Consider the following 11493-nt stretch of genomic DNA (forward strand, 5'->3'; position numbering starts at 1 on the left):
CTGCGTTTCGGCTACCGTTGCTGCCATGAACTACAAGATCCGTTCGATACGCGCCGACGAGTGGGCCGCGGCGAGGGAGCTGCGGCTCGTTGCCCTGCAGGACCCTGTCGCGCACCTTGCCTTCTTTGAGACCTATGACGAAGCGCTGGCCAGGCCGGACTCCTTCTACCAGGAGCGGGCCGTAGGGGCTGCTGAAGGTGCTGAGAAGGCTCAGCAGGTCATTGCCGAGGGGCCGGACGGGGAGTGGGTCGGTACGGCGACCGTGCTGCTTGAGGAGGCCGGGACGGTGGACTGGGCCGGCTTCGACGTCGAGCGGAAGCAGGGGCATGTCGTCGGGGTGTTCGTGCGGCCGGAGGTCCGGGGTATCGGGCTGACCGAGGTGCTCTTCGACGCGGCTCTGGAGTGGGCCTGGGGGCGTGGGGTCGAGCGGGTGCGGCTCATCGTGCATGAGGACAACGAGCGGGCCCGGCGGTTCTACGGCAAGGTCGGGTTCGTCCCTACGGGCGTCGTCGTGCCGTTGGCCGGGAACCCGGACGAGCGTGAGGTGGAGATGGCGGTCGAGCGGCCGTAGCCGTGGACGCCGTAAGTCCCGTTGCTAGACCGGTAGTTCGTGGTGGGGCCAGCGGGCCCTGGCCTGTTCTCTGGAGCGGAGGAGGGCCAGGGTCGGCAGGCCTCGGTCCGCGCCTTTGGCGAGGAGCTCCGGGAGTTGGGGGAGCGGGGCCACGGCGGCTACGTCGTCCAGGACAAGGGTCATTGGTGGGTCGAGGCGACCGGCCGATGACCGTTCGGCCATGTGCCGGCCGCGCTCGACCACGCTTGATGCGAGGGCGGTGAGGAGAGGCATCGCGCCCGGGGTCGTACGGGGGTCCTCGATGGATTCACCGACCAGATAAAGCGTGCCCCCTTCGTTCGCGAAGGAATCCAAGGAGAGGGCGTCAGTTCGGTTGGGTGTGCAGGCTTCGCGGATGTTGACCGTGAAGAGCGAGGACAGGGCGCGGGTCGTCAACTCCTGGGCGATGTCCCGGCGTTCGGGGTGGGACGTGAGGGCGGCCTCCAGTTCGCCCGCTGCACCCGCGGCTGCCTTGGGGTTGGTGCGGAGGATTCTTACCGCGTCCTGGATCTGGGTGCCCTGGGACCAGCGGTGGACGTGGCGGATGGTGCGGCCGTCGATGGCGGCGGCGTGCAGGTAGCTGCGGAGGAGTATTTCGGCTGTGTCCGCCACCGCCTGGTCGATCTTCGCCGTGGGTCTTACCGGGGTGAGGAGGGCGGCGGCTCGTTTTACCGCTGTTGGTTTGTCCTCGCAGCCCGTTGTGGGGGACCAGTGGAGGCGGGCCGGGGTGTCGCAGAGGTGGGTGGGGTCGTAGAGGAGGACTGGGCCCAGTTTGGCTCTGGCGTCTTTTGTGTCCTGCCAGACCGCCTTGTTGGACGTGACTACCAGGGCTGGGCCTTCTGCGTCTCGTACGGCCTGGGTGGCTGTGGTCTGGCGGCTTTCCGCCGTCGCCAGAAAGACTTTTTCCCACCCGCTCACCCGTTCGCCGTTGGACGGAGAAGTCCCGAAGTGCGGTGCAGGGGGCGCCTGTTCAAGGACGACCGTCGGCTGCGGCTGCGGCTGCGGCTGTTGTTGTGGTTCCGGGCGCTGTATCGGTACCTCTTGGGGCTCCGGTGGGGGCGGGACCACCAGGGCCTTCGCCCGTGTTCTCGCCCGTACCGCCCGCCATCTCGCCAGCGTGCCCATCACGAACACCGTCAGGACGACCAGGATCATCAACTCGCCGATGAACAGGCCCCAGAAGAGGCCGTAGCCGGAGAACTCGGCGGGTGGGGACTGGGGCCAGGCGCCGGTGATGTCGTGGGGCTGGGCGATCAGGTGGCGCATGGCCATCGGGGTGCGGGCGAAGGTCACGCCGGTCGGCCAGCTGCTCTTGGAGAACAGGGCGGCCAGGCCGGTGGCCGACCACACCAGCAGCGTCATGCCGATGAGGAACGCGAGCAGGCCCACCAACAGGCCGTCGGGGATGCCCCCTTGGCGCTCGCGTCCACCGTCGTCCGGTCTCATGTCATGCCACCGCCGTTCACGCCACCGTGGACTCGGAGGAGCCGTCGAGATCGCTCAACTGCTGTTCCATGAAGGCCGCCGCGCGTTCCTCGGCCTCCAACTCGGCGGCGCGCAGGGCGTCGTCGGTCACTTCCTGGTCGTGTTCGCGGGAGGACTGGGTCATCGCGCGGTCGGTGAAGACCAGGGGGCGTTCCGTCTCGGTGATCAGGTGTTTGACCACCTGGACGTTGCCGTTGACGTCCCACACCGCGATGCCGGGGGTGAGGGTGGGGATGATCTCCACCGCCCAGCGTGGCAGGCCCAACACCCGCCCGGTTGCTCGGGCTTCGTCCGCCTTTTGGGCGTAGATCGTTCGTGTCGACGCCATTTTCAGGATCGCTGCCGCTTCCTTTGCGGCAGCCCCATCAACCACGTCCGACAGGTGGTGGACCACCGCCACGAACGACAGGCCCAGGCGGCGGCCGAACTTCAGCAGGCGCTGGAAGAGTTGGGCCACGAAGGGGCTGTTGATGATGTGCCAGGCCTCCTCGACCAGGAAGATGCGCTTCTTCCGGTCGGGGCGGATCCAGGTGTGCTCCAGCCAGACGCCGACGATCGCCATCAGGATGGGCATGGCGATGGAGTTGCGGTCGATGTGGGACAGGTCGAAGACGATGAGGGGGGCGTCGAGGTCGATGCCCACCGTCGTCGGGCCGTCGAACATGCCGCGGAGGTCGCCGTCGACCAGGCGGTCGATGACGAGGGCCACGTCCAGGCCCCACGCCCGTACGTCGTCTATGGCGACGTTCATCGCCTCGGCCGACTCCGGTTCCGGGTGGCGTAGTTGCTCGACGATGTCCATCAGGACCGGCTGGCGTTCGACGATCGTCTCGTTGACGTAGGCGTGCGCCACCTTCAGCGCGAAGCCGGAGCGTTCGTCGAGGCCGTGGCCCATCGCCACCTCGATGATCGTGCGAAGCAGGGCGAGTTGGCCCGTCGTCGTGATCGCGGGGTCGAGGGGGTTGAGGCGGATTCCCATGTCCAGGGCGGCGGTTGGGTCCAGGCGGATGGGGGTTATCCCCAACTCCTCCGCGATCAGGTTCCATTCGCCTACGCCGTCCTCGCCCTGGGCGTCCAGGACGACCACCTGGCGGTCGCGGAAGCGCAGTTGGCGTAGGACGTACGTCTTCTCCAGGGCCGACTTGCCGTTGCCGGACTCGCCGAGCACCAGCCAGTGGGGGGCGGGGAGCTGCTGGCCGTAGAGCTGGAAGGGGTCGTAGATGTAGCCCTTGCCGGAGTAGACCTCGCGGCCGATGATGACGCCGGAGTCGCCGAGGCCGGGGGCGGCTGTTGGCAGGTAGACCGCCTGGGCCTGGCCTGTTGAGGTGCGGACGGGGAGTCGGGTGGACTCGATCTTTCCGAAGAGGAAGGACGTGAAGGCGTCGGTGAGGACGGACAGCGGATCCCGCATCTGAGCCCTACCTCCGGATGCCGGTGGCGAACGGCAATGTGTTCACAAACGCGCGGTGGTGCTCGCGATCGCACCACTCCAGCTTCAGATACGACTTGCCGGCGGACGCCCTTATCGTGCGCTTGTCGCGCGCGAGGGCTTCGGGGTTGCGGGAGGAGACGGTGATGTAGCCGACCAGGTTCACGCCGGCCGCGCCGCTCGCCAGGTCCTCGCCGCGCTGGTCCATGCGGCCGTGGGCGGCGACGTCGCGGGGGTCGACGGTGCGGTTCATCTTGGCGGCGCGGGAGGCGTCGGCCTCGTCGTTCGTCTTCTCGGTCAGCATGCGTTCGATGGCGACCTCGGTGGGTTCGAGGTCCATCGTGACGGCGACCGTGCGGATCACGTCCGGGGTGTGGACGAGGAGCGGGGCGAGGAAGTTGACGCCCACCGGGGTCATCGGCCACTCCTTCACCCAGGCCGTGGCGTGGCACCACGGTTCGCGGGTCGACGACTCACGGGTCTTCGCCTGGAGGAACGTCGGTTCCATGGCGTCGAGTTCGGCCGGCCAGGCGTTGCGCTTCGTCATCGCCTGGAGGTGGTCGATGGAGTGGTCCGGGTCGTACATGGAGTGGATGAGGGAGGCGAGACGGCCCTGGCCGAGCGGCTGTCGTACGCGGATGTCGGCTTCCTGGAGACGTGAGCAGATGTCCGTCAACTCGCGTGCCATGACGACCGCGAGGCCCGCGTCCCGGTCGAGCTTGCGGCCCGCGTGGGGGCGGGACGCGCGGGCCATCGCGTGGGCCTCGGCGGAGAGTTCGCGGGTGAAGTGCATGCAGGCGACGAGGTAGGCGCGGTGCTGCTCGCTGCTGGTGGACACCATCGACTGGAGTTGGTCGTACGACTGCTGCAGCCAGCTCAGTGACTTCTCGTCGCCGCGCTGGGCCACGTCCTTGGCGTGCGCGTCCGGGTCGGCGGGGAGGGTGCGGGCGAGCATCTGGATGCGGGTGACGAAGCCGTCGCCGTTCGCCACGTGCTTGAGGAGCGTGCCGAAGCGGTCGACGAGGGCCTCCTGGTCCTCGCTGTCGCGCAGGCCGACGCCCGGGCCCTCGATCTCGATCGCCGCGGTGACCGTACGGCGGTCCGCGTGCAGCAGTACGGCGATCTCGTCCGGGCCGAAGGGGGCGGCCAGCCAGTTGATCCGGCCGATCCCGGGCGGCGGGCCGATCTCTACCTCGCGTCCGTCGAGGTGGACGCCGGCCTCCATGACGGAGGAGCGGTATGTCGTGCCGTTGCGCAGGGTGCGCTTGTAACTGCGGTTGATCTCGAACCACTTGTAGAACGTGCGGCGCTTGTACGGCACGTAGACCGCCATCAGCGCGAGCATCGGGAAGCCCGTCAGCAGCACGATGCGCAGGGACAGGACGGGGACGAGGAGTCCGCTCATCATGCCGAGGAAGGCGCCCAGGATGATGAGCGCGATCTCGCCGGTCTCGCGATTCTTGCCGACGATCGCGTTCGGCCGGGCTCGGCCGATGAGATATGTCCGGCGGGGCGTGATCGGATGGGACAGGTGGGACTCTGTCGTCAACGCCCTTCACCTCCCGTGCGGTTGTTGCGGGCGTTGCTGGCGTGCGGGGTGTTCGTCGGGCTCTGGCGGGGCGGGGGCGCGGCGGAGGGGACGGCTCCGCCGCCGCCGCTCGACGGGCGGCTGCTGTGGGCCGCGACGCCGCCGGAGACCGGGTTGGACGGGCGGGCGCCGCCGCCGGACGAGGACTGGCCGCCCCCGCCGTCGTTCGTACGGGCGCTGTGGGTCTTGATGCCCTGGGCGACCATGGTGGCCGGGGAGCTGATGACCGCGGCGGCCTTGCCCTCGGCGCCCTGCATGATGCGGTTGCTGCGGCCGCCGGCGATCTCGTCGCCGAAGCCGGGGACGAAGCGGTAGATCATCGCGCTGGCGAAGATGGCGAGCAGGATGATGGCGAGGCCGGAGACGACGGCGGAGAACGAGTCCGGGCCGTCAGCGGTGGACAGCGCGCCGGCCAGGCCGAGCACGATCACGATGACCGGTTTGACCAGGATCACCGCGATCATGATGCCGGCCCAGCGGCGGACGTGGCCCCAGAGGTTCTTGTCGACGAGGCCCGCGTAGACGACGGTGCCGAGGAGGGCGCCGACGTAGAGGAGGGCGGCGCGGATGACGAGCTCCAGCCAGAGGATGCCGGCGGCGAGGATCGACACCAGGGAGACGACGATCAGCATGATCGGGCCGCCGCCGATGTTGTTGCCCTTGGCGAGGGCGCCGGAGAAGTTGCCGAAGAAGGTGTCCGTCTGGTTGCCGGTGGTTTTCGCGAGGACCTCTGTGATGCCGTCCGTGGCGGAGACGACGGTGTACAGGATCAGGGGGGTGAACGCGGAGGCGATGACCGTGAGCCAGAGGAAGCCGATGGCTTCGGAGATCGCGGTGGTGAGGGGGACGCCTCGGACCGCGCGCTTCGCTACCGCGAGGAGCCACAGGAGGAGGGTGAGGATCGTGGACGCGGCGAAGACAACGGCGTACTGCTGAAGGAACCTGGGGTTCGTGAAGTCGACGTTCGCGGTCTCTTTGACGGCGTCGCTGAGTTTGTCGATGGTCCAGGAGGCGGCTTCGGCGCAGCCCTTTCCTAGGGAGGAGAGGGGGTCGAGGGTGTCGGTGGTGCTGGGGGCCGTGGTGCTCTTCTCGTTGGTGCGTTCGCAGTACTTCTTGGCCTCGCCGACGATGAGCTTGCAGGAGTCGGAGCTTTTGGACGCCGAGGGCGACGGGCTGGGGGTCGCGGCGACGGCATGGGTGGCCAGCAGCACGAGCGAGGTCTGCACGGCGGTCACGGCTCCGGCGAGCCTGAGTACGCGTTGCGGGTTACCGGGCATAAGTGAACCCTCCGTACTCGTCGATGGCCTTGCTGATCTCGTCCGAGGTGGCGGCCGTGTCGTCGCCGGGTACCGGGGCGGGGCCGTCCTTCTGGGAGTCCGTGACGATCTTCCAGTCGCCGTTGGACCACTGGAGGTCGAAGGTCCAGGTCTTCCACGAGGTGGTGACGGGGTCGGTCGAGGTCTGCCCGGACATGCCGATGAGCCCCACGTACCAGACCGCGATCTTCGCGTCGTTGTCGCTGTAATGCTGGACCGTCGTGCCCACCGGGATCACGCGGGAGACGAACGTGCTGCCGGTCGGTGCGTTGCCGTTGGCGTCGAGGCCCAGCTTGCTGAGGAAGTCGGCCGAGTAGGCCTGATCCATCGGGCCCGTCAGTTTGCTCGCGGCAGCGGACGTGTAGAGGGAGTTCACGAGCGAGTGCCGGATCTCCTTCTGGAACATGCCGGTCGAGCCCAGCGACACGGAGTAGTTCGCCGCCGCCGACTGCGCGCCTTGTTCGGTATGCGCGAACCCCGACGGAATTCCTCCGGTCTTCGTCTCCACCGGCTTCGTCCCGCTCGCCGCCGTAGATGCCGCGTCCGGCTTCGAACCGCTTGACGTGGTGCTGTCGTTCGAGGACGAAGTGCCGTCGCCGCGGTTCGCGAAGGCGATTGCGGCGATGAGGAGGACGACGACTCCGACGACCGTCACCAGGCTTTTGGAGGAGGAGGATCTGCCGCCGCGGCGGGCGCCGCCGTAGACGTCGCCTGTTCCCTGGGGGTAGCGGGTGCGGGTCTGGCCGGTGCCGCCGTAACCGCCGGAGGTCTCGTGTTCGTCTCCGGGACTCATGCCGGGTACGCCCCTTCGCCGTCGTCCAGAAACATCTGGAAGTACGACGGTAGCCGTGCTGGTTCCCGCGCGGGCGCGGAGTGGTGACTCGACATCAGGGAGACGCAACCTCAGCCGGTGGGCACGACGGGCGGGGGAGTGGAGGGGTGGGGAGACGAGGAGGGGGCTCCGGTCGGACGGCTACACGGCCATGCCGTACACGATCGTGAAGAGGGTGCCGAGGGAGCCGATGATGAAGACGCCGGTCAGGCCGGCGACGATGAGTCCCTTGCCCTGTTCCGCGCTGAAGGTGTCGCGGAGCGCCGTCGCGCCGATGCGCTGTTTGGCCGCACCCCATACGGCGATACCGAGGCAGAGCAGGATGGCGACCGCCATCACGACCTCGATCATCACCTTCGCCTCGTTACCCAGGCTGCCGAAGGGGCCCCAGTCCGGAGCGATCCCCCCGATGATGGTGTTGATGTCTCCCTTGTCGGCCGCGAAGAGCATGTAAGTCACCGCCCCTGGTGGGTAGTTCCGCATCCCCTGCAGGTGCGCAGAGGTCAGGCATCATTGTCGCCGACAAAGGCGCCGTCGGATGTCGACTTGGCGTCATTGATTGGCGGGTTTCGTACGAATACACCGTACGGTCACTCTGTGTATCACGGTAGGTAACGCCGGGCAATGAAGTCGGATCGGAACCTGTCCGTGGTTTGGTCGTTAGCCCCTGTTTACTGGATTCGGTTCGCCTTGATGTTCTCATGATGAACGGGCCGCGGCTGGATGCCGCGGCCCGTTCTCCCGTGCCAGGTGTGGCCCCCACGACCCACTGTGGCACGTCATGTGACGGAGGATCAGCTCAGGGTGGGGGGCAGGTCACCGTCAGTTGGCGAAGGCCGAGATGCCCTCCGGGGTGCCCCAGCCGGTCGGGCCGTCGTAGCCGGTCTCGGCGGTGCAGAAGTACGCCGTCGAGCAGGAGCCGTTGTAGCCGCTGGTCACGTCGTTGAGGGACGAGGTGCCCGCGTAGTCGTAGGGGTACTGCGCCGGGTAGGTGCCGCTGGCCGGGGTGCCGGCGAGGGCGTAGACGCCGGCGATGATCGGGGCGGAGACGCTGGTGCCGCCGAAGGTGTACCAGCCGGCGGTGACGCCGTAGGAGTCGTAGACGGAGACGCCGGTGGCCGGGTCGGCGACGGCGGAGACGTCGGACTCCATGCGCTTGGTGCAGCCGGTGTCGGTCTGCCAGGTGGGCTTGGCGTCGTAGGAGGAGCAGCCGGAGCCGGTGCCCTCGGTGCTGGAGGTGCGCCAGACGGCCTCGGTCCAGCCGCGGGTGGTGGAGGAGGTGGAGAGCTTGGTGCCGCCAACCGCCGTCACGTACTGGGACGTTGCCGGGTACTCGGCGCCGTAGGCGCTGTCACCGGAGGAGACGGTGATGGCCACGCCCGCGTGCTTGTAGTACGAGGTGTCGTACGTCGTCTGGGAGGAGGATTCGGAGCCGCCGTAGGAGTTCGAGACGAACTTGGCGCCCAGGGTGACGGCCTCGTTCTCGGCGGTGCCGAGGTTGGCGTAGCTGGCGCTGGTGGCCTCGACGAGGGTGATGTTGCACAGCGGGCAGATCGCGCTCGCCATGTCGAGGTCGAGGGAGATCTCCTCGGACCAACCGGCGTCGCTGGTGGGGAGGGACGTGGTCGAGCCGGTCTGACTGACCTTCTTGAAGCAGCCGTTGGCCGTCGTGCAGGCCGAAAGGCCGTAGTACGAACGGTAGGTGGCGAGGTCTGCCTCGGCGTTCGGGTCGTTGTACGCGTCGACGATCGCGATCGTCTCGCCGGAGCCGTTGGAGGCGGCGGCGGAGGTCAGGCCGTAGGCGGACCGGAGGTTGGTCGGGCTGTAGCCGGAGGGGGTCGTCGCGTCGGCCGCCTTGGGGGTGATGCCGGTCTTCGCGGCCAGCGCCTTCTGGTAGGCGGTGAGGCCGCCGGTGACGCGGTAGGACTTGCAGGTGAGGTCACCCGTGTGCTTGGGGGTCGCACAGGGGGTGGCGGCGTACGTCACCTTCGTGGAGGTGGTGGCACTCGCGGCGGCGTCGGCCTGTACGGCGGTGCCGAGGCCGGTGAAGAGGAGTGCGGCCGTGGCGATGACGACGGACCCTGTGCGGCGCCATCTACCGTGCGTGTGGGGGGAGTTGGGGGTCGTGGTACGCAAGGTGCAGCCTCCTGAGTCGGTGGAACAGGGGCGGTGCGGGTGCGTGTCGCCGGTGCGGTTTCCCCGGCGGTGGGGGGCGGCCCGCGATGACGATCCCTTGTTGAGTACGCGACAACAAGAGGCTGCTGGAATCCTGACCTCCGTATTGCCGAACGGGGTCTGGGCCTTACTTCCCGATGGCCGTCCGATGGCCAGGGAGTGGCTCCCGCTTGACCCAACTCACAGTATTTCCATGGTGTTTCCACTGGTCACGCAGTCGCTTAGCACATGCGCGCAGGGGGTGCGGGGCACGGCGAACGGGCCGCGGCTGGTTGCCGCGGCCCGTTGCCATTTGCTCCGCCGAGGGGACCCCACGTCCCCCTCTGCCGGCGGCTCCCCGTGACCCGACGGGGAGGTTCTCGCGGAGTGGAGTGCGGTCAGCCGGTGAAGGCGGACACGCCCTCCGGGGTGCCCCAGCCGGTCGGCCCGTCGTAGCCCGAGCCGGCGGTGCAGAAGTAACTCGTCGAGCAGGAGCCGTTGTTGCCGCTCGTCACGTCGTTCAGGGCGGAGGTGCCGGCCGCGGCGTAGGGGTACTTCGCCGGGTAGTCGCTGGTGCCGGGGGTGCCGGCCAGCGCGTAGACCGAGGCGATGATCGGGGACGAGGCGCTGGTGCCGCCGTAGGTGCCCCAGCCGGTGCCGTCGTCGCCGTAGGTGTCGTAGACCGAGACGCCGGTGGCCGGGTCGGCGACCGCGGAGACGTCGGAGATCATGCGCTTGGTGCAGCCGGTGTCGGTCTGCCAGCTGGGCTTGGCGTCGTACGCCGAGCAGCCGGAGCCGGTGCCCTCGGTGCTGCTGGTCTTCCAGACGGACTCGGTCCAGCCGCGGCTGTTCGAGGAGGTCTTGAGGGCGGTGCCGCCGACCGAGGTGACGTACTGCGAACCGGCCGGGTACTCGGCGCCGTAGGCCTCGTCGCCCGCGCTGGCGGTGATGGCGACGCCCGCGTGCTTGTAGTACGAGGTGTCGTACGACGTGTCGGAGGAGGACTCCGAGCCGCCGTAGGAGTTCGAGACGAACTTCGCGCCCAGCTTGACGGCCTCGTTCACCGCGGTGCCGAGGTTGGCGTCGCTCGCGGACTTGGCCTCGACCAGGAGGATGTTGCAGTTCGGGCAGGTCGCGCTGACCATGTCGAGATCGAGGGACTCCTCACCGGCCCAGCCGCTGTCGGCGGTGGGGAGGGAGGTCGTCGAGCCGGTCTGGCTGACCTTGGTGAAGCAGCCGTTGGCGACCGTGCAGGCCGAGAGGCCGTAGTACGAGCGGTAGGTCGCGAGGTCGGCGGCGGCGTTCGGGTCGTCGTAGGCGTCGACGATCGCGACGGTCTCGCCGGAGCCGCTGGAGGAGGCGGCGCTCGCCAGGCCGTAGGCGGACTGGATGTCCGAGGGGCCGTAGCCGGTGGGGTCGTCCGAGGCGGCCTTCGGGGAGATGGTCTTGGGTGCGATGCCCTTCAGCGCGGCCTGCTTCTCCATGAAGGCGGTGGTGCCGCCGGTGACACGGAGGGCGTTGCAGGCGGCGAAGCCCTTCTTCGGGGTGGCGCCGCAGGCGGCCTTCTCGTACTGCACATGGGCCTTGGCGACCTGTGCGGCGATGGTCTTGGCGGTCGCCTTTTGGGGGGTGGTGGCGGCGCTCGCGTGGGCCGCGGTGCCGAGTCCGGCGAGCAGGAGCGCGGCGGTCGCGGCGGCGGCGGAGCCGAGTCTGCGCCAGTTGCCGCGTATGTGGGGGGAGTTGGGGGGTGTCGTACGCAACGTACAGCCTCCAGAGAGAGGTTGGCAGAGGCCTGCGGGTGGGGGGTCCACCGGTGAGGTTCCCGGTGGGGGCGGCGGCCCGCGATGACCATCTCTTGTTGAGTACGTGACAACAAGGTGGGTTCCGGAATTCTGACTTCCGCGTTACTCAAGGGGGTTGGGGGATTGCTGATCAGTGGCTGCGGGATGGGGTGGGGATGGCTCGGGCTTGACTGTCTCCACGGGAAATCCACAGTGGGACGCGCGTTGACTGGGGGTGCGAGCGGGTTGCGGGCGGGTTGGGGGTGGGTGGTTCGGTTGTGTGCGGGGTGCGGGTGGG

General features: G+C 68.5%; 9 protein-coding genes. 1 reads left to right on the plus strand and 8 read right to left on the minus strand.

What is annotated here, in order from left to right; genetic code table 11:
- The first annotated feature begins 25 nt into the window (after positions 1-25).
- Complete coding sequence (locus tag SPR02S_RS54225; protein ID WP_019065412.1) at positions 26-571, plus strand: GNAT family N-acetyltransferase; 546 nt, start codon at positions 26-28, stop codon at positions 569-571.
- A 24-nt stretch (positions 572-595) separates the two neighbouring features.
- Here SPR02S_RS54225 and SPR02S_RS54230 read toward each other — a convergent pair whose 3' ends face one another.
- From SPR02S_RS54230 to SPR02S_RS54265, 8 genes are all read right to left on the minus strand, one after another.
- Entirely contained in the window at positions 596-2056 is a 1461-nt protein-coding gene (locus tag SPR02S_RS54230; protein ID WP_019065413.1) for a type IV secretory system conjugative DNA transfer family protein, read from the minus strand.
- A gap of 16 nt (positions 2057-2072) precedes the next feature.
- A complete protein-coding gene (locus SPR02S_RS54235; RefSeq protein WP_019065414.1) occupies positions 2073-3506 on the minus strand; it encodes an ATP-binding protein in 1434 nt (477 codons plus the stop codon).
- 7 nt (positions 3507-3513) lie between these two features.
- On the minus strand, positions 3514-5073 hold the full coding sequence (locus tag SPR02S_RS54240) for an SCO6880 family protein (RefSeq protein ID WP_019065415.1): 1560 nt from the start codon (positions 5071-5073) through the stop codon (positions 3514-3516).
- Positions 5070-6389 carry a membrane protein gene (locus SPR02S_RS54245; RefSeq protein WP_019065416.1) on the minus strand — a complete coding sequence of 440 codons (1320 nt, stop codon included), beginning with the start codon at positions 6387-6389 and terminating at the stop codon, positions 5070-5072. Before SPR02S_RS54245 ends, SPR02S_RS54240 begins: the two co-directional genes overlap by 4 nt.
- Positions 6379-7221, minus strand: a complete 843-nt coding sequence (locus SPR02S_RS54250) for a DUF8175 domain-containg protein (RefSeq protein WP_019065417.1) — start codon at positions 7219-7221, stop codon at positions 6379-6381. Before SPR02S_RS54250 ends, SPR02S_RS54245 begins: the two co-directional genes overlap by 11 nt.
- Positions 7222-7401: 180 nt before the next feature.
- Positions 7402-7710 carry a DUF8827 family protein gene (locus tag SPR02S_RS54255; RefSeq protein WP_019065418.1) on the minus strand — a complete coding sequence of 103 codons (309 nt, stop codon included), beginning with the start codon at positions 7708-7710 and terminating at the stop codon, positions 7402-7404.
- 372 nt (positions 7711-8082) lie between these two features.
- Complete coding sequence (locus tag SPR02S_RS54260; protein ID WP_019065419.1) at positions 8083-9396, minus strand: S53 family peptidase; 1314 nt, start codon at positions 9394-9396, stop codon at positions 8083-8085.
- Positions 9397-9812: 416 nt separating this feature from the next.
- A complete protein-coding gene (locus tag SPR02S_RS54265) occupies positions 9813-11174 on the minus strand; it encodes a S53 family peptidase (protein WP_019065420.1) in 1362 nt (453 codons plus the stop codon).
- Positions 11175-11493: the final 319 nt, after the last annotated feature.

It is taken from the genome of Streptomyces prunicolor NBRC 13075 (assembly GCF_000367365.1).
Taxonomy (GTDB): Bacteria; Actinomycetota; Actinomycetes; order Streptomycetales; family Streptomycetaceae; genus Streptomyces; species Streptomyces prunicolor.

Excerpts from the sequence above, each read along its gene's own strand:
- SPR02S_RS54255 (WP_019065418.1), bottom strand. The coding sequence starts at position 7,710 with ATGCTCTTCGCGGCCGACAAGGGAGACATCAACACCATCATCGGGGGG.
- SPR02S_RS54225 (WP_019065412.1), top strand. The coding sequence starts at position 26 with ATGAACTACAAGATCCGTTCGATACGCGCCGACGAGTGGGCCGCGGCG.
- SPR02S_RS54250 (WP_019065417.1), bottom strand. The coding sequence starts at position 7,221 with ATGAGTCCCGGAGACGAACACGAGACCTCCGGCGGTTACGGCGGCACC.
- SPR02S_RS54245 (WP_019065416.1), bottom strand. The coding sequence starts at position 6,389 with ATGCCCGGTAACCCGCAACGCGTACTCAGGCTCGCCGGAGCCGTGACC.
- SPR02S_RS54230 (WP_019065413.1), bottom strand. The coding sequence starts at position 2,056 with ATGAGACCGGACGACGGTGGACGCGAGCGCCAAGGGGGCATCCCCGAC.
- SPR02S_RS54235 (WP_019065414.1), bottom strand. The coding sequence starts at position 3,506 with ATGCGGGATCCGCTGTCCGTCCTCACCGACGCCTTCACGTCCTTCCTC.